At 36.5% G+C, this 23,364-nt stretch carries 19 protein-coding genes; 13 read left to right on the forward strand and 6 right to left on the reverse strand.

The window, feature by feature from the left end; translation table 11 throughout:
• Positions 1 to 125: 125 nt before the first annotated feature.
• A complete protein-coding gene (locus FFM71_RS02915; RefSeq protein ID WP_137610694.1) occupies positions 126 to 704 on the forward strand; it encodes a TetR family transcriptional regulator in 579 nt (192 codons plus the stop codon).
• Between the two features lie 673 nt (positions 705 to 1,377).
• Here the strand turns inward: FFM71_RS02915 and FFM71_RS02920 are convergent.
• Positions 1,378 to 2,847 (reverse strand): glycoside hydrolase family 1 protein, encoded by a 1,470-nt coding sequence (locus FFM71_RS02920; protein WP_137610695.1) that lies wholly within the window; start codon positions 2,845 to 2,847, stop codon positions 1,378 to 1,380.
• A gap of 19 nt (positions 2,848 to 2,866) precedes the next feature.
• A complete protein-coding gene (locus FFM71_RS02925) occupies positions 2,867 to 4,717 on the reverse strand; it encodes a glucose PTS transporter subunit IIA (protein WP_137610696.1) in 1,851 nt (616 codons plus the stop codon).
• A 169-nt stretch (positions 4,718 to 4,886) separates the two neighbouring features.
• On the opposite strand from FFM71_RS02925, the gene FFM71_RS02930 reads away from it, so the two are divergent.
• The 3 genes from FFM71_RS02930 (at position 4,887) to FFM71_RS02940 (ending at position 7,883) form a co-directional block, all read left to right on the forward strand.
• On the forward strand, positions 4,887 to 5,639 hold the full coding sequence (locus FFM71_RS02930; protein ID WP_137610697.1) for a MurR/RpiR family transcriptional regulator: 753 nt from the start codon (positions 4,887 to 4,889) through the stop codon (positions 5,637 to 5,639).
• A gap of 70 nt (positions 5,640 to 5,709) precedes the next feature.
• Positions 5,710 to 6,705 carry a zinc-binding alcohol dehydrogenase family protein gene (locus tag FFM71_RS02935; RefSeq protein WP_137610698.1) on the forward strand — a complete coding sequence of 332 codons (996 nt, stop codon included), beginning with the start codon at positions 5,710 to 5,712 and terminating at the stop codon, positions 6,703 to 6,705.
• A gap of 158 nt (positions 6,706 to 6,863) precedes the next feature.
• A complete protein-coding gene (locus FFM71_RS02940) occupies positions 6,864 to 7,883 on the forward strand; it encodes a LacI family DNA-binding transcriptional regulator (protein WP_137610699.1) in 1,020 nt (339 codons plus the stop codon).
• Positions 7,884 to 7,964: 81 nt separating this feature from the next.
• Here FFM71_RS02940 and FFM71_RS02945 read toward each other — a convergent pair whose 3' ends face one another.
• Together FFM71_RS02945 and FFM71_RS02950 are read right to left on the reverse strand one after the other, a co-directional pair.
• The gene (locus FFM71_RS02945; RefSeq protein WP_223876462.1) at positions 7,965 to 9,368 is read right to left on the reverse strand and encodes a glycoside hydrolase family 1 protein; all 1,404 of its coding nucleotides are present in this window, start codon (positions 9,366 to 9,368) and stop codon (positions 7,965 to 7,967) included.
• Between the two features lie 18 nt (positions 9,369 to 9,386).
• Complete coding sequence (locus FFM71_RS02950; RefSeq protein ID WP_137610701.1) at positions 9,387 to 10,706, reverse strand: PTS sugar transporter subunit IIC; 1,320 nt, start codon at positions 10,704 to 10,706, stop codon at positions 9,387 to 9,389.
• A gap of 277 nt (positions 10,707 to 10,983) precedes the next feature.
• Between FFM71_RS02950 and rpe the strand changes: the two genes are divergently transcribed.
• From rpe to FFM71_RS02975, 5 genes are all read left to right on the forward strand, one after another.
• The gene (gene rpe, locus FFM71_RS02955) at positions 10,984 to 11,640 is read left to right on the forward strand and encodes a ribulose-phosphate 3-epimerase (RefSeq protein ID WP_137610702.1); all 657 of its coding nucleotides are present in this window, start codon (positions 10,984 to 10,986) and stop codon (positions 11,638 to 11,640) included.
• Positions 11,640 to 12,149, forward strand: a complete 510-nt coding sequence (rpiB, locus tag FFM71_RS02960; protein WP_137610703.1) for a ribose 5-phosphate isomerase B — start codon at positions 11,640 to 11,642, stop codon at positions 12,147 to 12,149. The genes rpe and rpiB overlap by 1 nt, the downstream gene beginning before the upstream one ends.
• A gap of 2 nt (positions 12,150 to 12,151) precedes the next feature.
• Positions 12,152 to 13,123, forward strand: coding sequence for a DUF7916 family protein (locus FFM71_RS02965; protein WP_137610704.1), 972 nt, complete (start codon positions 12,152 to 12,154; stop codon positions 13,121 to 13,123).
• A 17-nt stretch (positions 13,124 to 13,140) separates the two neighbouring features.
• Positions 13,141 to 13,452, forward strand: a complete 312-nt coding sequence (locus FFM71_RS02970) for a PTS sugar transporter subunit IIB (RefSeq protein ID WP_137610705.1) — start codon at positions 13,141 to 13,143, stop codon at positions 13,450 to 13,452.
• 119 nt (positions 13,453 to 13,571) lie between these two features.
• A complete protein-coding gene (locus FFM71_RS02975; RefSeq protein WP_137610706.1) occupies positions 13,572 to 14,531 on the forward strand; it encodes a 2-hydroxyacid dehydrogenase family protein in 960 nt (319 codons plus the stop codon).
• 122 nt (positions 14,532 to 14,653) lie between these two features.
• Here the strand turns inward: FFM71_RS02975 and FFM71_RS02980 are convergent, their stop codons facing one another.
• Positions 14,654 to 15,430 (reverse strand): Cof-type HAD-IIB family hydrolase, encoded by a 777-nt coding sequence (locus tag FFM71_RS02980; RefSeq protein WP_137610707.1) that lies wholly within the window; start codon positions 15,428 to 15,430, stop codon positions 14,654 to 14,656.
• A gap of 98 nt (positions 15,431 to 15,528) precedes the next feature.
• Between FFM71_RS02980 and FFM71_RS02985 the strand changes: the two genes are divergently transcribed.
• From FFM71_RS02985 to FFM71_RS03000, 4 genes are all read left to right on the forward strand, one after another.
• Positions 15,529 to 16,278 (forward strand): winged helix-turn-helix domain-containing protein, encoded by a 750-nt coding sequence (locus FFM71_RS02985; RefSeq protein WP_137610708.1) that lies wholly within the window; start codon positions 15,529 to 15,531, stop codon positions 16,276 to 16,278.
• Complete coding sequence (locus tag FFM71_RS02990) at positions 16,278 to 17,768, forward strand: ATP-binding protein (RefSeq protein WP_137610709.1); 1,491 nt, start codon at positions 16,278 to 16,280, stop codon at positions 17,766 to 17,768. Before FFM71_RS02985 ends, FFM71_RS02990 begins: the two co-directional genes overlap by 1 nt.
• 127 nt (positions 17,769 to 17,895) lie before the next feature.
• A complete protein-coding gene (locus FFM71_RS02995) occupies positions 17,896 to 19,764 on the forward strand; it encodes a BspA family leucine-rich repeat surface protein (RefSeq protein ID WP_137610710.1) in 1,869 nt (622 codons plus the stop codon).
• A 348-nt stretch (positions 19,765 to 20,112) separates the two neighbouring features.
• Entirely contained in the window at positions 20,113 to 20,736 is a 624-nt protein-coding gene (locus tag FFM71_RS03000) for a GyrI-like domain-containing protein (RefSeq protein WP_137610711.1), read from the forward strand.
• 372 nt (positions 20,737 to 21,108) lie between these two features.
• Here FFM71_RS03000 and FFM71_RS03005 read toward each other — a convergent pair whose 3' ends face one another.
• Positions 21,109 to 23,250 carry an LTA synthase family protein gene (locus FFM71_RS03005; protein WP_137610712.1) on the reverse strand — a complete coding sequence of 714 codons (2,142 nt, stop codon included), beginning with the start codon at positions 23,248 to 23,250 and terminating at the stop codon, positions 21,109 to 21,111.
• Positions 23,251 to 23,364: the final 114 nt, after the last annotated feature.

Genomic DNA, 23,364 nt, shown 5'->3' on the forward strand with positions numbered 1-23,364 from the left:
AACCTAACGATGTTAGATTAACAAATACATTCTAACACCGTTAGGTTGACTGTCAAGCCCTTTAACCAAAAAAAGCGTGGTATACTGATGACATAACCTAACAATGTTAGAGTGGAGATGATGACGTGAAACTGGATCAACAGACAATTCAATTAGCTGCAATTACGCTATTGAATGAAAATGGCTTAGAGGCTCTTTCCATGCGATCATTGGCAAAGGCACTGGATGTAAAGGCTGCATCACTTTATTTCCATTTTAAAAATAGAAATGCATTGATGGAAGGTATTGCTGAACTAATTTCTGGCCGTATCTGTCAGCGCTTGGTTAAGGTCAAAGACTGTGATTTTTACCAATTGGCTCACATTTTGCGAGAAGAATTGAAACGGGTTAATGACTCACCTAAGATTTTTGAAAGTACCTATCCCTTTACACCTAACAGGACGAAATTAATTATGCTGGGCATGAAATTGATGCAGGACCTAGGGGTGGACAAGCAGCATTTGACAGTCGCGGGAAACATGGGTAATAATTTTGTTCTGTCTTATGTAGCTGACGAACAGTACTTTGCACGGGACACTGAGCGACAGATGCCTTCCGAGTTTGCTGCACAATTTACCTCACCAATTGACTTAGCCAACCCAGATGAGGCCTTCGACTATGGACTGAATGTCTTTATTCATGGCCTGCAAGCGACCGCCAAGTAGTTGGTATTACGAAATTTCAATCAGCAATGGTTCAAATTTCTATGAAGATGTCAAAGGAATACTTCGGAATGTCACAAATAGAGAAGGCGATAGGCATTGGTCTTGTATTTTTAAATCTTGATTAACAATACCGCTTTAAAAAATGAGCCTTCTATATCGACTAAACTAGGGGATTCTTCTGTTCGATTAATCCACTATCCACTTAAAAGTAATCAATTTTAATAACATATATTTTGTCCACCAACTAAAAAATGCCTCCCACACATCAAGTGAGAGGCATTTTATTGATTAATAATTTAAATTAGTCATTACGTTAAAAGAATCACCTTAGATATCATGTGGTCATTATAGACAATTTCATTTTTGAAGAAAGTTGCTTAAAAAATACCGACCCATGCACCTAGAATACTAATAACAGCAATATCAGCAATTATTACTCCCTTATTAAGTAACAAATAAATTATTCCAAAGGCACCTAATGGTAAAAATTTTTTTTAGTTAGTTCTTTAATTCTTTAATTAAAGATTGAAAGGTGAAAAATTAATATAACTGTTGTTGTTACAGACCTAAAGTTAATTTATTTAAATAGTTAAAAGTCTTCGTTTTATTGCTCCTGTCATTAAAAAAATACTCTCAACTCTGGAAACGACATATTTACCTAAACTTTCAACCTTTAGTTATTTAATGCTGCACCATTGGTCTCGATAATATGTTTCATCCAATTGTATGATTTCTTAGGAGTGCGTTTCAATGAGCCGTTACCTTTATCATCCATATCGACATAAACGAATCCATAACGTTTTTTCATTTCACCAGTTGATAGGGAAACTAGATCGATTGGAGCCCACATTGTATAACCTAAACAGGGAATTTTATCGATATTAATTGCGTCGGCCATTGCTGAAAGGTGATCTTGTAAGTAGTCGATTCGATAATCATCTTCGACATAATCATTCTTATCAGCTTTATCGACTGCGCCCATACCATTTTCAACGATGAATAGTGGTTTTTGAATCCGGTCGTAAATCTCATTCATGCAATAACGCAATCCTAATGGATCAACAGGCCAACCCCATGGAGTTTCTTTTAGATAAGGATTTTTATTGCCACCAACATTGAACCAGTTATCGCCGGCTTTAGTAGTGTTCGAACGATAATAGCTAAATGCAATAAAATCTAGTTGACCTTTCATTAAAGTTTCTTTATCGTCAGGATCCATTTTGATATCTTTGACGTCGTGACGGTCCCAGAGTTCTCTGGAATAACTAGGATAGTAGCCGCGGCCCATGATGTCGATAAAATACCAGTTTTCACGGTGTTCTTGAAGGTGATGGAACATGTCTTCTGGTTTACATGTAGCAGGGTAAACTTCACTCATAGCGTACATTGTCCCAAATTGGCTGCCAGGAACTAATTTGTGGCCTAATTGGACTGCTTTAGCCGAAGCAACAAACATATTGTGAGCAGCCTGATAACGATCTTGTCCGGTAGCTTTTCTAACTCCAGTTGGACCGAATCCACGAACGGCATTGATTTCATTGAATGTTAGCCAGTAACGACAACGGTCTCCAAAGTGTTCAAAGAGGGTCTGGGCGTATTTAACATAAGCCTCAATGACTTTACGGGAAGTCCAGCCATTGTACTTGAGAGCTAAATCCATGGGCATCTCGTCGTGGCAAATGGTGATGAGGGGTTCCATATTGTATTTAGCCATTTCATTGATAACATCATCGTAAAACTTTAAACCTTCAGCATTAGGTTGTTCTTCTTCACCGTTTGGAAAAATTCGACTCCAGCAAACTGAAAAACGGAAGACATTGAAGCCCATACCTGCCATTAATTTGATATCTTCTTTGTAATGGTGATAAAAATCAACAGCATTGTGACTAGGGTAGTATTGATCGTCTAAAAAGACTGGTTTGGCATCTTCGGGAACGTCATCTGCTAGGATAAATGAACTCTTAGGATTGATGATTGAACCATCAGCAGTTTTTAATGTGTGGTGACGTGGATTGTCTTGAGAACCATCAGTTTCATAATCGTGCGACAGAATCCCACGTCCTCCTTCGTTGAAGCCACCTTCATATTGAAAATCAGCGGTAGCGCCGCCCCATAGAAATCCTTCTGGTAATTTTTTAGTCATGATTTACTCCTCTAAAAATTTAATTTAATTTTGTTCCAATTTTGACAGTACCACTTGAATTGAAATGGATCGTCTTGTCATTAGTATTTGTGATGATCAACATAGTTGTTAAATCGTAACCCTTTTTAGTGATGGCATCACGATCAACACGGACTATTGGTTGTCCAGCACGAACCTTTTCACCTTGTTTAACAAGTACATCAAAACCTTCACCTTTTAGTTGTACAGTATCGAGTCCAATGTGGATTAATATTTCAACGCCTTCATTTGTTAAAATTCCAAAAGCATGACCAGTTGGAAAAACTGTTTCAAGTGTACCGTTTGCTGGGGCACAGACGAAATCATTTTCAAGTTTGATTGCAATACCGTCACCCATCATTTTTTGTGAAAATACATCATCATTAACATCCTCAAGATTTACTAACTCACCATCACTGACAGAAACAATTTCATCATCAGCGTGTGTTTCTTGAACTGGTTCAGTAACTTTGGGAGCTTGTTTCTCATCAATTCCGAGAATGAAAGTAACAATTGCAGAAGTAGCGATTGCAGCAATAATTGCAATAACCATGGCCATAGCAGTTTTTTGGAAGATCGGTAAGGCTAAAATATTGGAATAACCCATAACGTAAGCTTTAGCACCCAACAAACTTGCCAGAAATCCACCAACGAAACCACCGGCCATAACACCATACATTGGTCGGCGATACTTCAAGTTAACACCGTAAATAGCAGGTTCAGTAACACCGGCAACGATACAACCAATTGCTAGAGAAAGACATTCACTTCTAAATTCTTTATTTTTAGTTCTAGCAGCAACACCGAGGTTTGCGCCACCTTCAGCCATATTATGAATCAAAAAGGCTGGACGTAAAATGGCATCATATCCGGGATTTGATAATAGTTGGGGCATGAAAGGTGTCAAAGCGGTATGCATACCTGCCATAACCATCCATGGAAGCACGGCTGCTAGTAAACCGACAGCTAGTGGTCCAACGGTACTATTGAGGAACATGAATACATCAGCAATACCTTGACCTAAGATATTACCTAAAGGTCCTAATACGATGAATCCTAATGATCCGGCAACAAAAATTGTACTCATACCGACGAATACCGAACGGAAGATACCTGGAACAATCTTATTGAAAAATTTTTCAGCATAATAAGCAACGATAGCAATTAATAAGGCTGGTAATAGTGTGGTTCCATAATTGAGCATCTTAACTGGTAATCCAAAAAGAGTGGCTGTTTTGGCAGCTGTTACCAGAGTTGTGTAATTTCCGTGTAGAAGTGCGGCAGTAGCAACCATCGCATAGACTGGCGTTCCACCAAGTTTTGTTGCAGCACCATAGGCCACAATTATTGGCATGAAGTAGAATGGTGCATCGGCGATGGCAGATAATAATAGGTATGAGGTTGCAGTAGCATAATGAGGATCTATGAATGAGACAACTAATAATAAAGCAACCTTTAACATACCACCGGCAATTAGTCCGGGAAGTAATGGCGTAACAGAAGCAGAGATAAAGCCGATTACTTTTGTCCCAACGTTTTTCCAAGTTAATGGTTCTTTTTTCTGGTCTAAATTATCAAGATTTTCATCGATATTTTTACCAGCAGAGACATTGAAGTCTTTAACCACGGCTTCATATGTAGGGATAAGATTTTGACCTAAAACCACCATATATTGTTCGCCTGCATAAACGACACCCAAGACTCCATCGAGATCTTCCAAAGCTTCTTTATTAGCTTTAGAAACATCAACCAAACTGAATCTTAAACGTGTCATACAGTGATTTACGACTTTGATGTTATCGACACCACCGACATTTTTTACAATATCAGCAGCCAATTTTTTGTAATCCATGTTGGCACCTCTTTTAATTATTGAAAATATTGTCATATTTGTTTGACAAATTTATCATAAGCAAATAATAGCACCGGATGAAAGCACTGTCAACAAATTGTCATAATCATTTGACAATTTTGTCAAATACGCATATTCTGAAATCAAAAGCAAATATTGGAGTATACCGATGAATATAGTAGAAAGTATTAAAAACCACTATGCTGATTTTTCCAAATCAGAATTAAAAGTGGCAGACTACATAGTTAAGACACCTGAACGGGTGGAAGTGATCACAATTACTAAATTGGCTACTGAAGCTGGAACCTCTACGTCAGCAGTGCTGAGGTTTTGTCAAACATTGGGATTTAATGGCTATAAGGATTTTCGCTTTGAAATGATGAACTTTATTCATGAAGAAAAGAAAGAAATTAAACCCAACAGTCTAATTGATAATTTGATTGATGGATATATGAAGAGTATCAACCAAATGAGAGATATTGATTCAAAAAATATGAATAAGTTAATTGATGCGCTAACAAATGATAATTTGAATTATATTTTGGGAATCTTTTATTCATCTTTGCCAGCTAGAGAGCTATATTTGGGATTAAATGACTTGGGAAAAGCTTCAATGTTTGCCAATGATTATATGATTTCTGAACACATTACTAGGCCGGTCAATGACGATTCGACAGTAGTATTATTTTCAATTGACGGTAAGAAAGGCAACTTTAAGAATTATTTAGCGGATCTTGCAACTAGCATGCCTAAAAATTCCTTTTTGATCACGATGAATCCTAAGGCAGAGTTGGCAGCTGATTTTCCCCATACGATTGTTTTGCCGGAACGAACATTTTCAAGCAAGTCAGTTGTCGATACTCAATCAATACCAATGGTATTTGTTGAATTATTACTAAATCTAATTTACGGCAAGAATTAAAGTGGATAAAAATTTTATCAAATCAGCTTTTATTGTAGAATTGAAGTAACGTGAAAAGAAGGTCAGATAAATGAGAGCATTTGGTGTAACTGATAACAAGATAAATAGTTTTGTTGAATTTGATAAAACTAAGGAAACTCCTACTGGACGTGATTTATTGGTAAAAATTAAGGCCGTATCAGTTAATCCAGTTGATATTGCCACCAGAAAGAATATCGTTGGTGAATTGGACAATCCGAAGATTTTAGGCTATGACGGTTATGGGATCGTTGATGCCGTTGGTGCAGAAGTTACGAATTTCAAAGTAGGCGATAAAGTATTCTTTGCCGGTGATTATACGAGGGATGGTTCAAACCAAGAGTACGAAATTATTGATGAGCGTATCGTTGCTCATGCACCTAAGGAAACTTCAGTTGAAAAGAGTGTTGCAATGCCCTTAGTGACTTTGACAGCCAGTGAGCTACTCTTTGAAAAACTAAATATCAATCCAGTTGCCGATAACCGTGATAAAACAATTTTGATTATCAACGGTGCTGGAGGTGTCGGTTCAATTGCTACTCAATTGGCCCATTTAGCCGGTCTAAGAGTGATTGCTACAGCTTCCACACCAGAGAAAGTACAGTGGGTCAAAAACCTTGGAGCAGACTTGGTAGTCAATCATCATCAGAATCTAATCAAACAAGTTCATGACTTGGGCATTGAAAATGTCGATTACATTGTTGGACTAAGTGATAATGACCCACATTGGAATGAAATTGTTGAGCTTATCAAGCCATTTGGAACTTTTGCAACAATTACCAATCTACGTGAATCACAAATTGGTGATTTGAAGTCGAAGTCAGTTAACTTTGCTTGGGAATGGATGTTCACTAAGGCTAAGTTCAAGTTGGACTCCATGTCAGATCAGGGTGCTTATTTGGAAAAACTTGCTGATGGTTTGGATAGTGGAATGATTAAATCCACTGTTACAAAGGTTTTCAACGGTTTTGACTTAGAGAATATCAAGGCAGCTACCGAGTTGGTTGAAGCTGGCCATATGATGGGTAAAGTTGTTATTAAAGCATAATTAATTTAAGTAAGGTATTAAATGATCATAGAATCTATTGGGTTATAATCTGATATTCTATGATTTTTTTTAATTCCATGATTTAAACTTATTCATTTAAGACTTTTTAAGCTATTAAATTTATAATGGTAATAATGGTATAGAACGGAGGATTAATTATGGGACAGAAGAAAATCTCAATTCGTGAGATTGCCAAGTTGAGTGGGGTTTCTGTGGCGACCGTATCTCGGGTTATTAATAATAATGGTCGCTTCTCAGAGGAGACACGTCAACGGGTATTGAATGTCATCCATGAGCAAGGCTATGAAACTAATGCTATTGCAAAAGGTCTCCGTATGCAGAAAACAAATACAATTGGAATAGTCGTACCTGATTTAAATAATAGCTTTTTTTCTGATTTGGTAGAGAAAATTGAGAGTCAATTTTTTACAGCTGGTTACTCAACAATTATTTGTGATACAGCTCGTGATGCACATAAGGAATCTATATATTTAAAAATGCTTGAATCAAAGTTAGTTGATGGAATTGTTGTTATTTCTGGTTTGAGTGAATTTGATTCTAAACAATTGTCAAGAAGGATACCGATAGTTTGTATTGATAGAAAGCCCAATGCAAAGGATATTTTCTTTATAGGATCTAATCATTATAAGGGTGCAAAGCTTGCTACTGAGGAATTAATAAAATCAGGTACTAATCCTGTAATCCTAATGGGTTCGAGAGAATCAACATCATCGAGGGATCGTTTAAAGGGATTTAAAGATACGCTAATTGAAAATGGACTAAACTTTGATAGTGGCTCAATTTTTCAATTGACCAACCAACAAGATGAAACTATTGATGGAAGGCGTACCGCAATTAGACAATTATTGCGAAATAAGATGATGAGCGGTATCTCCCCACTTGGAATTTTTGCCGTAAGTGATACTCTAGCCGCAGATATTTTATTTGCGGCACATAGTCTGTATGTTAGTATTCCTAATGACTTAAAAGTAATTGGATTTGATGATTCACCGATAGCTCGGTATTGTTATCCAGAACTTACAACAATTCATCAAGATACCGATACAATTGCGCAAGATGCTAGTACGTATTTGATTTCAGCTATCCAAGGGGACAAGGTGCATACTGATTCAGTCAAATTGGTGGATGTATCTCTAGTTAAACGGAATACGGTTTAATATATTTTAATTAATTTTTCTAATGAAATATTAAAGGGACTCGTAATCTTTTAAAAGATTATGAGTCCCTTTTGAAATTTATTAGTAATCTATTTTATTATCTGTTAGGTCATCACCATTCGATTCAATAACTTGTTTGTACCAGTAGAATGATTTCTTCTTATAACGCTTTAATGTTTTAAGATCATGTTCATCACGATCTACATAAATAAATCCATATCGTTTAATGAAACCTTCACGAGTTGAATGAAGATCAATTGCAGACCACGTCAAGTATCCAATGACGTCAACACCATCATTAATGGCATGTTTTAATTGTTCAATATGATCTCGTAAGTATGAAATTCGGTAGTCATCGACGATTTTATGGTTTTCATTCAATTTTTCAGTATGAGCAATGCCATTTTCAAGAATCAAAATGGGCAAGTGGTATCTTTCAGAGATATCCATTAATTGATAGTAGAATCCTAATGGGTCAATAATCCATCCCCATTCAGTTTCCTTGGTATAAGGATTAGGTGTGCCATTATTTCTTTGCACCAATCCGCCTTGAAATTCAAAATCATTATTCTTGGTCTCATTATTATTTGCCAATTGCTTAGATATATCAGATACGTAAGTTGCATAGTATGTTGACGAAATAAAATCTGGTTTAGCGTTTTTTAATAGTTGCATATCGCCAGGTCTAATATCCAATGAAACGCCCAATTCTTTTAAGTGATTTAGGAAAAATTTAGGATAATATCCATGAACATAAATATCAAGATATGCGTAATTTGTTAAATACATTGATTTTTGAGCGCCTGCAACAACCTTAGGATCCGGTGTTAGGGGATAGTTGACCATGAAAGCACAGTTTGGACCAATCTTTGCTGTTGAATCAATATTATGTAGATCATTGCATGCATGAGCGTAGGCAATTGCTAAATGATGTTCACCTTGCCATAGCTCTTGAGTTGATAAGTTTTTATTACCAGCAATATATTCGGAATCGACATGATATAAATTAGGTTCGTTGAAAGGTACATAAAATTTAATACGGCCTTTGAAATGCTCAAAAATGGTATCAACATAATTTTTATAGGCAGCTACAGTTTGTCGTGAGGTCCATCCGCCAAATCTTTCGAGTAGACTAAGTGGAAGATCGTAAGCATACAAAGTTGCCACTGGGGCAATTCCGTCAGCAATTAATTGATCTACAACATGGTCATAGTATGCGAGACCTTTTGGATTGGGAGCCTTGTCATCTCCATTTGGAAATATGCGAGTCCAAGAAATTGAAAATCTGTAAATTGAGAATCCCATTTGATGAAATAATTCAATATCCTCTTTATACCGGTGATAGCCATCACTTGCCACATGGAAATTACTATAGTTGTGTAAGAGTGTCCGTACATCTGAGATACTTTTTCCTTTTCCGTCTTCATCCCAGCCGCCTTCATATTGTTGAGCATTTGTTGAACTTCCCCAAAGAATTTTTTTCAAAATAATTATCTCCTATTCTTATTGTAATTCAGTTTTTCCTTCAGCTTCTTCAGCCTCTTTATCTAGAGACTGTACATAGCCTTTCCAAAATGGGATGTATAGAACCAATCCGATGAAGAATGATATGAACGGAATAATAACCGTCTTCCAGTCACCTGTACCTAAGGGTCCAAGTAAGAATGGCGGAGTAGCCCATGGAATCATGGCAAAAAATTTACCAAAGAACGGTGTTGCCATAAGCATGTAACCAATTCCAGTAGAAATTGTGCCACTTAAAATGAATGGAATCATTAAGTATGGATTTAAAGCAAGTGGAAGACCAAAGACGACTGGTTCTACGATTGTAAAGATCCCAGGCCAAATGGTCGTCCAACCAAGAGTTTTTAAAAATTTGTTTTTTGAGATAATCATTAAGAAAATGACTGGCCAGACTGCTGCCGTCCAAATTGTCATACGAAGTAGGCCAGTTTGACCCAATCCGGCAAGAATATTTGGTAAATGGTTTGAAGGTGTACCATTAGATAATGCTTTGGCATTTTCGGATAGCCATGAAACTCCAAAAGGTGTAAATAAAGTTAGAAACATATTATCACCGTGTAATCCAACACTCCATAACAATAAAGTAATGAAGGAAACAATCATGGCAGTCCAAACACTTTGACTACCATTAACAATTGGTTCAAGTAGTCCGTTTAACCAATTCAACATATCGAAATTCAAAATTGTGCGAATTAACCATGCCAGTGTGAAAGATGCTGCATATGGAAAGATTGCTGCAAATGAATTACCAATATTAGGTGGAACTGAATCTGGCATTTTGATGGTAATATTCTTTTTAATAAAGAACCAATAGATTCTAACGCTGACTAAACTGGATAGGATCCCAATAAATAGTCCACTTGAGCTGAATGCTGTGATGTCAATGCCACCAGATTTATCTAATCCGGCAAGTGTAAAGGTTAAAAATGTTCCTAAACCGATTAAGCCAGAACTCTTTGTATCAAGTTTTAGTTTTTCACCATAGCTTTGAGACATAACGATTACAGCGTAGAGTGACATGAATCCAAGTGTGATACTGTTCATCCAAAGAAATTTTGATGACAGTGGCGATAAAAATGGTATTAAGGCGTGTCCGGAAGTACCAACACTGGGAGAGCCCAGAACATATAAGATCATAAAAACAGCACCGACCATAATGATCGGCATAATTGTAATTAGCCCATTAACAATGGATGAAATAGATTTCAAATTGGCGAACTTAGCCAAAGGGCCAGATAGCCGATTAGTGAAATCTGTGATTTTATCCATGAATGATTTTTTGTCATCATTTTGACTCATGATATTTAACTCCTTTTTGTAATTATATTATTTTTATATGGGTAAACGTTTTCTCACGTGCTAAGATAACTCATAATGATAGCGCTGTCAATGATGAAAGCGAATAATTTTAATTTTAAAAAAATGTTTCATATTAATAGCTTAATTACGCTCATAAATTGATAAATACCTTTTGAAAATGTATTGACAATAATAAAACAATCACTTAATATTGTTGTCGTAAAGAGTAAACGTTTTCCCAACGAAGCTTTTAATAAAATATATGAAGGTGGATCTTATGGCAACAATTATTGCTCCGTCATTAATGTGTGCGGATTTTACAAAAATTAAACAAGAAGTAAATGATTTGGATGATGCAAAAGTGGATATTTTTCATATGGATGTAATGGATGGAAATTATGTTCCAAACGTTGCATTAGGAGTTGAGGATTATAAAGCAGTTCGTAAATTAACGAAAACACCTATGGATGTACATTTAATGGTTCAAAATCCAGATGCATATGTGAATATATTTGCGCCATTAGGTGCAAATATTATCTATGTTCATCCGGACACCTCACCAATGATAACGAGGACATTAGATAATATTAGAAAACTGGGTATTCATCCAGGGATAGCTGTAAACCCTTCATTATCTATAGCACAAATAGAAGAATTGCTACCACTAGTTGATTACGTTTTAGTTATGACTGTGAACCCCGGATTTGCAGGTCAGAAGTTTTTGGATTATACACTTCCAAAAATTGAAATTATATCTAATTTGAAAGCTAAGTATAATTTTAAATTGATGGTTGATGGGGCCATTTCTCCAGATAGAATTAAACAATTATCTGGATTTGGAGTAGATGGGTTTATTGTTGGAACGTCATCTTTATTTGGTAAAAAACGTTCATATAAAGAAATCGTTTCAGAATTGAAAGGATTGGATGAATAATGTTAAAAAAGATTGTCATTGGATCAGATCATGTCGGACTAGAATTAAAACCATCCATTATAAATCATTTAAAAGAATTGGGATATGAAGTTACTGATGTCGGAACAAATAGTAAAGATAGAACTGATTATCCAATTTTTGGAAGAATGGTTGGACAGAAAGTTGCAAGTGGAGAATTCCCATTAGGAATTGCAATTTGTGGAACGGGTGTAGGAATCTCGCTTGCTGCTAATAAGGTAGCAGGTGTTCGTGCTGCCTGTGTTAGTGAGCCATATTCAGCTAGTCTTTCAAGACAACATAATAATTCTAATGTTTTGTGTTTTGGATCACGTGTAATTGGATCTGAATTAGCAAAAATGATTGTTAATGCTTGGTTGGACGCTAAGTTTCAAGGTGGAAGACATCAGAGGCGAGTTGAGGAATTAGCAGCAGAAGATCAACGGGATGATAGTAAATTCAATGAATTAGTGAAGCAAGGTAAAGCTGCAAACAAAAAAGGAGAAAATTAATTATGGCACATCGTTTAATTAGCGCAACAAAAACTGAAATTGACGCAATGAGTACTAAAGAATTGAAAGATAGTATTCGTGCAAGTGAGGGTAGGGTGATTCTTTCCCAAAATTATGTTGGTGTTGAACCATTAGTTGAAAATACTTTGAACTTCGAAGTTGCTAGTGCATTCGGTGCTGATATGGTCTTTTTAAATGGATATTCTATGGATTCTAATAGCAATTTACCCGGACTTCATACCAAGTTTGTAAATGCGGATGGATCTGTTACAGAGAAGAATCTAAGAGTTAATGATGTAAAAAAGATGAGTCATATGCCGGTTGGTATTTATCTTGAATGTGGTGTAGGCGATGACAAAAATACATCAACCTCTATTGGTGCATCATTAGTACGTCCTGATAGAATTGCATCTAAAGAAAATCTGGAACTTGCAGTAAAGGAAGGCGTCGATTTTATTGTTTTAGGTGGCAATCCTGGAACTGGAACGTCACTTGATACAATTATTGAAGCAACTCGTAATGCAAAAAAAATTATTGGTGATAAAGCAATGATTTGGGCAGGAAAATGGGAAGATGGGGTTAATGAAAAGGTTCTTGGTGACCCATTAAGAAAAGATAGCAAGGAAAAAATTGGTGAATTGATTGATGCTGGAGCAGATGTGATTTGTTTACCAATGCCTGGTTCCCGTCAAGGTGTAGTAGTCTCGGATATTAGAGAATTGGTGAATTATACTCATTCATATGGAGATGGAAAGGCATTGGCAATGACTTTTTTGGATGCATCCGTCGAGGGTTCAGATACAGATACAGTTAGAGAATGCACATTAATGAGTAAACAGACTGGAGCTGATATCCATGCTATCGGTGATGCAGGACTGCATGGAGTATCCCAACCAGAAGACATTTATCAAATGACAATTACCGTTAAAGGGCGTCGTCTGGGTTGGCTTAAAATGGCTTCAGGAAATAGATAACGGAAGAGGACGTTAAAATGGCAAAATATACTATTATGTTAGCCTGTGCTGCAGGGATGTCGACAAGCTTGTTGGTAACAAAAATGCAAAAATCTGCAGAGGACCAAAAAATTGATGCTGAAATCTTTGCGACCTCAGCAACAGATGTTGATGAAAAAATTAGTGAAAAGAATCCTGATGTTCTGTTAATTGGACCACAAGTAAGATATTTATTAAGTGATTTTAAAAAGAAGCTAAATATTCCAGTTGATGTTATTGATATGAGGGATTATGGTCAAATGAATGGTACCAATGTTTTGAAGTTTGCTATGAATAAAGTGACAGCATAATTTATATAAAAAAAAGATGCGCGCATCTTTTTTTTATTTGCTCAAGGTAATCTCCACACGTGACAACCAATAAATAACTAGCTACAATTAATTAGTTGAACGAACAAGGGAGAAAAATTATGTCAAATGTGCTCATAACAGCAGCGATTCCACAAGCCGCTTTAGAAATCCTACAAAAGTCAGGGTTAAATGTGGAAAGTTTTGATAGCGATGATTTGATAACAAAAGCCGAATTACTGAAACGAATTGTTGGTAAAGATTACTTAATTACGCCATTATCTACGCAAGTTGATCAGGATGTGATTGATGCTGATCCACAGTTAAAATTGATTGCTAATTTTGGTGCTGGTTTCAATAATATCGATGTTAAATATGCGCGTCAGAAAAATATTCCCGTTACTAATACTCCAAAGGTTTCTACAACTTCGACAGCTGAAGTAACTACTGCCTTAATTATTTCCTTAGCTCATCGAGTAGTTGAAGGGGACAAATTAATGCGTACAAAAGGTTTCGCTGGTTGGGCGCCACTATTCTTTTTAGGTCATGAATTAGCTGGTAAAACGCTGGGAATCTTTGGTATGGGACAGATTGGTCAAGCAGTTGCTAAGAGAATGGCTGCCTTTGATATGAAAATCATTTATACTCAACGCCATCAATTACCCCCTGAAATTGAACAACAGCTAAATGCTAAGTTTGTCTCGATGGATGAGCTGATTTCTCAGAGTGATGTTTTAACATTGCATGCACCATTAACGCCACAGACAAAGCATATTTTAGGATCCAAACAGTTCAAACAAATGAAAAATTCGGCCTATTTGATCAATGCTTCTCGTGGTCCAGTTATCGATGAATCTGCATTACTATCAGCTTTGCAAAAACATGAATTAGCTGGAGCTGCATTAGATGTTTATGAAAATGAACCTCAAGTAGCTGACGGATTTAAGAAATTGGACAATGTTATTTTGACACCGCATATCGGTAACGCCACAATTGAAGCCCGTGATGCGATGGCGAATATCGTTGCCAATAATATTGCTTTAGCAAATGAAAATAAGGAACCACTATATGTAATCAATTAAAAAAACGTAATCTTAGTCATTGCCTGACCAAAGATTACGTTTTTTTTGAGTTAAATTACTAAAAGTTGAAAAATCGATATAACCATTGTTGTTACTGGAAACGGCATACGTACCAAAACTTCCTAAATTAAATTGAAGTGTTTTAGACCGTTAACAATACCACCGTTAACGTTTTCAGTGGTAATATAAGTAGCAGCCTCTTTAACTGCATCTATACCATTGCCCATGGCAACACTATAATCAGCAAATTGAATCATTGGTAAATCATTCGTACCATCACCGAAAGCATAAACCGGTTTATCGGTTAAATCAAAGGCTTTGAGCACTTCTTTAATTCCACTCATTTTTGAAACACCCTTAGCAACTGTATCGAGGGAATGATATCCCGTATTGTAAAACTGTAATTCGGGATATTGTTCTTGATAACTGGAACCATCGCTATCGGTTAAGATAACAAACATTTGAATATCGTCTTTTTGATAAAAATCAGGGTCAATTTCAGGAATATCAAGACGTAACTTTTGGAAAAATTCTTTGATGAACGGTGTTTTACCACTTAAAAATGTTCTGTCAGGAGTGTGCATAAAGAGGGCGTCACCCGATTTGTGAGCTTTACCCATTATATCTTTGATTAATTCTGGTTTAATATCATTATGATAAATAATTTTGTCCTGTGATTGGACAAATGCGCCATTTAAAGTAACATAGGTATCAATACCGGTTGCACTAGTGGCAGCTTCAATTTCAATTGGTGAGCGACCAGTACAGATGACTGGCAGGTAGTTGTTTTCTTCAAGTTGATGGACAGCATTAGCTACTGTTTCATCAACTTGAGATTCAGCGTTCAAAAGGGTCCCGTCTAAATCAAAAAAGACGGCTCCACGATAATTTCTTTGCAAAAGATCACCAACTTAAATTTATTTTGTATACTAGCAATATGGTAACAATTTTTTCTGTAATGAGATAGTCTAATTTTGAAAAATACGGAGTGATTTTTATGAAAATTTTAATGATAGAGGATAACAAATCCGTCTCTGAGATGATGGGGATGTTTTTCCAAAAAGAGAAGTGGGATGCAAGTTTCGCTTATGATGGTAACGAAGCAGTTGACATGTTCAATGAGGATGCTGACAAATGGGATATGATTACGCTGGATCTTAATCTTCCTGGTAAGGACGGAATGGAAGTTGCCAAAGAAATTCGCAAGGTTTCTAAAACTGTTCCTATTATTATGTTGACAGCCCGTGATACTGAGAGTGATCAAGTCCTTGGACTAGAATTTGGTGCCGACGATTACGTTACGAAACCATTCAGTCCAATCACTTTGATTGCCAGAATGAAAGCCATTCATAGACGTGATGAAAACTTGGCTGAAAAATTAGCTGAAAGCACGCCAGTTAATGCTGAAGTTGAAGAAGCTGACGATGGTTTCGATATCAACACTGGTTACTTTAAGTTGAATTCTAATACACGTGAAGCATACTTGGCTGATAAAGAAATCCCAGATTTAACACCTAAAGAATTTGATTTGTTGAAAACTCTAGCTAGCAAGCCAAAGCAGGTTTTTTCTCGTGAACAATTACTTGAACAAGTATGGGATTACGATTACTTTGGTGAAGAAAGAACTGTCGATGCTCATATTAAGAAATTACGTCAAAAAATAGAGAAGGTTGGCCCACAAGTTATTGAAACTGTTTGGGGAGTTGGCTATAAATTCGATGATTCAGGAGCAAAGGCTAAGGCATAATGAAACTAATTTATCAAAATATGCTGAGTTTTTTGATCGTTATTTTAACGACACTTGGGATTATTTTGTATTCTGTAACTAGTGCTTCAACTAGTTGGGAGTATAACCGGACATATAAGAGCTTGGAAAGTTATGCTGGTAATCTCGAGAAAATTGCATTAAAAACAGATCCCAAAACTGGGCAAATCCATAATATTACTGGCGACAATATTCGAACTGTTGAGCAGGTTCTATCAGAAAGAAATGTTCAATTTGCGGTATTTGATTATAATAATAATCAAGTTTATCCAACACCGCCAACGAACGTTAAATTACATTTGAAACAGTCTTACTGGACGAAATTGAAACAAGGTAAGACAATCAGAAATATTCAAAAGCCACAAAATACCGAAGGAAATCCACGACTTCGAAAAGATGACAATCGAAGTTACGTCTATGTGCTAACGCCGTGGTTCCAAAATGGTAAGTTGATTGCTGCCGTTTGGGCGGGTTCAGATGTTTCTGAATTGCAGACAAATATCGGTGAGATCAATCGACGGTTGTATTTTGCCTTATTGATTTCCTTGTTAGCAGCAATTATTTTGAGCTTTTTACTTTCAAGATACCAAGTCAATCGAATCAATCGATTACGTAGTGCGACGAAGAAAGTTGCCAACAATGATTTCTCAGTTCAAATTGAGAGTAAAGGCCGCGATGAACTTGATGACCTAGCAGATGATTTCAACCAAATGGTTAAGTCACTGGAGGCTTCAGATACGGAAATCAAGCGTCAGGAGCAACGTCGTAAGGAATTCATGGCTGATGCATCACACGAAATGAGAACGCCTTTGACGACTATTAATGGGCTTTTGGAGGGACTGGCTTATGATGCTATTCCTGAGGAGTCAAAGGGTCAAAGTATTCAACTGATGCGTAACGAGACAAAACGTTTGATTCGTTTGGTTAATGAAAACTTGGATTATGAAAAGATTCGTACTAACCAAATTACGATGGCTAAACGTATTTTTGATGCAAATAAACCATTGCAAGATATCACTTCACAATTGGAGAAGAAGGCTAAGACTTCTGGGGATGAGTTAATCCTCAAACCATATGATGGTGCATTGCAAACATATGCTGACTATGACCGTTTTGTTCAAGTTATCTTTAACGTTATGCAAAATGCGATTCAGTTTACTAACAATGGTAAAATCTTCATCAGTGGTATTCGTAACGAAGAGCGTCATGCCTCAGTCTTTACCGTGTCAGATACTGGTATTGGGATGTCTGATGATCAAGTTAAGAACATCTGGGATCGTTACTACAAAGCTGATCCATCTCGGAAAAATCGTAAGTACGGTGAGTCTGGATTAGGTCTGTCAATTGTTCACCAACTGGTTGAAAATCATGGTGGTGAAATCGAAGTTAAGAGTAAGGTCAATGAAGGGACAACCTTTATTATTACTTTGTTTGACGAAGGATATGAACACAAGCAAAATGAGGAGAATTGAGTTAAAATGTAGTTGTAAAGGCTTACATTTTAACTTGAATTAAATTCAAATCAATCTGAGAGTCTTTATTTTAAAGGCTCTTTTTTTGTTTTCAAAATATGATGTTACTTGTTAGGGGGATTAGACGATGAAATTTACGATGAATAAGGTAACGATGTCATGTGTGGCAGTATTGAGTGGCGCTATTTTGTTTGGAATTAATGGTGGGACGATTGTGCATGCAGATAGTGGTACTGGCAGTCAAGTTTCAACTAGTGCGGCTCAACAGTCAGCTGATGATGAGACTCCGATTGACAGTGGAACGGCAGATGATTCATTTGATAATCCAATTCAAATTTCGTGGGCAGTTTATGCAATAAATGGCGATAAAAATAATTTACAACTACGATTGGGAAATGATGCCTCTACAGAAAATGCTGGTAGTTCTACCGGGACTAGTTCTTTGGGTTGGAGTACATATTTGGAAGATATATCTTCTGTAGAAATAGTAGGTAATATTAATACTTCTACAAGGTTACAGTCATTATTTGCTAGTATGCCAAATTTACAGATAATTTCAGGATTGAATTTATTACAAACTTCTAAGACAACTAATCTTTCAAATATGTTTAATGGTGATAGTAAGCTTAAAACAGTAGATTTATCAGGGCTTGATACTTCCTCAGTAACTGACTTTACCTCCATGTTCGATGGCGATAGTAGCTTAACAACTCTTGATTTATCAAAAATTGACATGTCTAAGGCGAGTGTTACGACTAATATGTTGAACGGTACCGGGTTATCATCATTAACATTAGGTACCAATTCAGTTATTAATCAAGCTGCAATGGCGGCTGATCCGTATACTTATACAGAGGATGGTAGTACCTTTTATACTGCCAACGGCTGGGTTAATGTAAATGACAATACCAAGTTTTTATCGACAAAAGATTTAATGTCCACGTATGCTCCTCAAAGTGATACTAGAACCCAGACAACATGGGTACCAAAAGATTCAGTAAAGAATATCAATTACCATATTCAATACGTTGATAGCGCCACAGGTGCGGTGTTACCAGTTAAATCTGATCAAGTATTTAGTGGGTTACAGAGTGATACTGTGAATTTATCCGAGTATACTCTTTCAAAAATTGGGCAATTACAAGCGGGTTATTTATCAGGGCTAAATTCAATTGAAAATGCAACTTCTGGTACTATTGAAGATGATGGTAATGGTGGTTATGTCGTAAAGGCTAAGGTTTTGAAGGCCGATCCAGTTAAAGTTACAGTGACACAGACGGTTGGTACTGATAAACCAACGGATGACTCGTTTTATATAAAGAAGAATGACATTAATTATAAATATACTGATATTACCGAACCTTCAAATGGAACAATTGATTTAACTAAATCAACGATTCAAATTGGTGATGGTGAAGTCACTTCATTTGCAGATTATTCATCAGCGACGGATTTAAATTCAATTTTGACCGCAGCAATTGATAGCCAATTGGATTCTAACAAGGTCATCGGTGATAATGCTAATACCAATTTAATAACCGTAAATGCTGTTTACACTAAGAAAAATACAGGCGGTAACAATAACAATAATACGGGAACAACAAATAATGTAACTCAAAAGGTTGCTACAACTACTAAGACAGTTAACTTGTACAATCAAAAGGGTAAGTTGATAACAGATCGAGTTTTGGATAAAGATTCGGGATGGTTTAGTGATCAGACTCATACATTAGACGGCACGCTCTATTATCGAGTAGCAACTGACGAATATGTTAAAGCCAGTGATGTTTACGTTTATACGGCTCAGGACAATATTGTGCGAGTTAATAGTGCCATTGCTGAGCTAGTTGATTCGAAAGGCAACACAGTTACTGATCGGGCTTTAAGTCCTTCTAGTGAGTGGTTTACGGACAGATATACAGTGATCAACGGTCAAAAGTATTATCGCGTAGCTACAAATGAATTTGTCAGTGCTGATAAAGTTTCTTTATTGTAGATTAAATAAAGCAGGTATTTCCAGAATGTTAGGATTACCTGCTTTTTTTAATTAACTAAAGGTTGAAAGTTTAATTAGATGCCGTTTCCAGAGCTGAGAGTATTCAATTGCTGCGCGGAACGGCCCGAGCCAAAGAGCGGTCTCGAGCCTCGGTTGAAGCTTCGCAAAACCCGCGAGTCTTCAACGCGCCCGGTGGTGTAATTGCTGAAGCAATAACGCCACTTTCGCTGCAAATGAATACTCTCAGCTCTTCCAACTAATTTATCTTTTTAATGTCAAGAACAATTTTCAATCTTTAGAAATTAAGTTAAAATCAAATTTGAAGATTGATTTAGTGAGGACGAACACATGAAATACGAATGGCGAAAACAAGAGAAAGATTTTTATTCAACGAAAAAGCAAGCCTTGATTCAGACAATTCCACAGCAAAGGTTTATTTCTATGCATGGATTGGGAGATCCCAATGGACTTGAATTTAATCAAAAAATTCAAACACTTTATCCGGCAGCTTATGGAATCAAAAGCGCATATAAAAAATATTGTGCTGATAAAGTAGTCAACTATGATGATTATGTGGTGTTCCCTTTGGAGGGTGTTTGGTCACTAACTAAAAGAGGACAACAATTGGATCACTTAGATAAAAGTGAGTTCAGTTACGACATTATGATTCGAGTACCTACGTTTGTACCGAATGATTTGATTCTAAATACTTTAAAGAATGTTCAGGATAAGAAGAATCTGCCAGATATTTCCGACATTGAAATTAAAGAATACCCTGCTAAAGAAGTTGCTCAAATTTTGCATGTTGGAAAGTACGATGACGAACCAGCAAGTTTTCAAAAGATCGATGAATTGGTGGCAGAGATTCAAAAAAAGCGTACATCAAAGATTCATCGTGAGATATATTTGTCAGATGCCCGACGTGTTGCACCGGAGAAACTGAAAACTATTTTACGATATGAAATTGAATAGTATTAAAAAGTACAAAAGATAGAAAAATGAGTTGTATCACACCTAATTATTTGGTTCTTTAAGTGTGATACAACTCATTTTATTTGCGACTCTGTTTTATGTAATTTTCATATAATTAAAAATCTGAATTAATCAGAAATCATTCTATCTAGTAAAACAGACAAATTAGTCGGAAGGGCCGAGAATATTCACCCGCTGTGGGTGTGGCGTTACGGCTTTAGCCGTTACACCACCGGACGTGTTTGGAGACTTTCCGGTCTGTGGAAAGTCTTCAAACCGAGATTTGAGACCGCTTCTCAGGCTCGAATCGGTCCGCATAGCAGGTGAATATTCTTGGCCCTGGAGACGGGCAACTTTCAACCAAACTGTTTGTTATTTCTTATTCAAATATGACCAACTATCAATTGGCGTTCGATCATTTTGCAATTGAACAGAATCAGTATCATAGAGGTCAGTGGTCGACTTATTGCCATTTTTTGAATAAAGGCTAGTTGATTTATTACCTAGATCATTCCGCAATTTTTCCATCTGTTGAACCTGATTTTGATATGAATAATTAGTTGGATTGACAGGGTCAAAACCCGCTGGCGTATAGAAACGCAAGAGATTCTTATTATTGATATTATCGGAGGTCTTTAACTGCAAATCAACTTCATATTCCCATCGATCAACTTTTGCCAAAAGGTCGGGGTTATCTCGCATATCGATCTGTTCACCCGTGGCATTGGAATAAACTTGTGTACTTGCGCCACCATTACGATAAACGGTGTATTCAGGTGTAATGAAATCTTTATTTCTAAAGGCCACGATTTGACTGTGATGTTTCGAAAGCAAGTCAGTTCCAAGCTGGATGTATTGTTTAGTATTGACTCCAGCCAAATGCAGAATGGTAGGTAGAATGTCAATTTCACCACCATAAGTGTGTTTGATACCACCTTTTAGGCCATCCATATGAATCATAAATGGCACTCGCTGCATTTGTGTATCATTGAATTTTGTCCAAGTGTCTGGTGTTTTTCCGACCATAGTGGAAAGTGCCTTGTGTTGTGTGTCGTTCAAACCATAATGATCACCGTATAAGACAACCATAGTATTTTTGTCCAAGCCGGAAGCTTTAAGATAATTGAAGAATTCCTCAACTGACTTGTCTAAATAGTGCGCTGTTTTGAAATAGCTATTGACAGTTGGATTAGCATTGTCAGAGGTTTGAAAATCAGCGTTATCTTCATCTGAGAATTGATAGCCAACATGATTAGTAATGGTTAAAAATTTGGTATAGAAAGGTTGTTGCATTTGTTCGAGATACTTAGCGCCTTCCGCAAATAAAATTTTATCTTTGACACCATAACCGTTTAATGACAAGGTGTCTGGGTCTTTAGTATCATAATAAGTCTCGTCAAAGAAATAGTTATATCCCATATTTTTATAGGTTACATTCCGTCCCCAAAAACTACCGATATTACCGTGGAAAACAGCACTCGTATAATTCTTTTGTTGCTGGAGAATGGCCGGGGCAGATTGGAAAGTATTGTCACCACCAAGTTTTTGGAAGAAAGATCCCTCAGGCAATCCGAAGAGGTCAGATTCAAGCATTGTTTCGGCATCACTAGTTCGACCGCCACCCACTTGATTAAAGAAATTATCATAGGAGAGCGTATTTTGGTCGTTATAGAGGCTGTTCAAAAATGGTGTAACTTCTTGACCGTTGACCTTCATGCCGATTAGGAATTGTTCAAAACTTTCCAAATGAATGACAATAATATTTTTTCCATTGGCCTTGCCAAAATACTGAGCGTTAGGAGCGGCGTAGTGATCTTTGGTATAGTCGAGTACAGTATCAATTTCAGTTTCCGTCGCGCTAGAACGAACTTGATCATTTTGAATCGAGCGGACCGAGTCATATGCTAAAAAGCTGTTAATACCCAAATATTTGACGATATAAGAGTGATCAAAGGTTTTTCCTAACAACTGAGGACGATTGGCTTCAGAACCTGCCAAATCGGCTGAGAATAGTGCAATACCTAAGCAAGTTGTTGCTAGAGCAGTGATTTTTCGGAAGGGTCGTTTATCAATTTTTATAAATTTAGTGGCAAATAAAATAATAATTATAATAAAGTCGATAAAATAGAAAATATCACTGAATTGCATGGAACTAGCAGTACTTTTTCCAAGACCTTTGGCGACTTTGGCAACACCTGTGATAGTACTGACAGATAGAAAGTCACCGTTTTCACGATAATACAAAATATTTGCATAAATAAAGATGGTATCTGCGATATGAATAATGCCCATAACGATGTAGGAGAGTTTGGGACGATTGAGATAAAGAGCTAAGCTCAACAATATAACAGTTGTTGCGAAGGGATTTACGACTATAAAGAAGTATTGCCAAAGATTATTGATGGCAAGTGAAAATCCCATGAAATACGCAAGAACTGATTTGTACCATAAACAGAGAGCTAATAAGGTTAGAAAACCTAATCTCGTGTTTAAAATGGATTGAATTTTTTTCATATTTTTCCTCGTAACTTAACTCAGAGACTGATGTATTGGTTATTTATTGATGGTAACCAATAATTTTACTTTTTTTATATAGATATATGTGTGGTGCTAGTTAAATATTCCGTC

It is taken from the genome of Companilactobacillus huachuanensis (genome assembly GCF_005404815.1).
Taxonomy (GTDB): domain Bacteria; phylum Bacillota; class Bacilli; order Lactobacillales; family Lactobacillaceae; genus Companilactobacillus; species Companilactobacillus huachuanensis.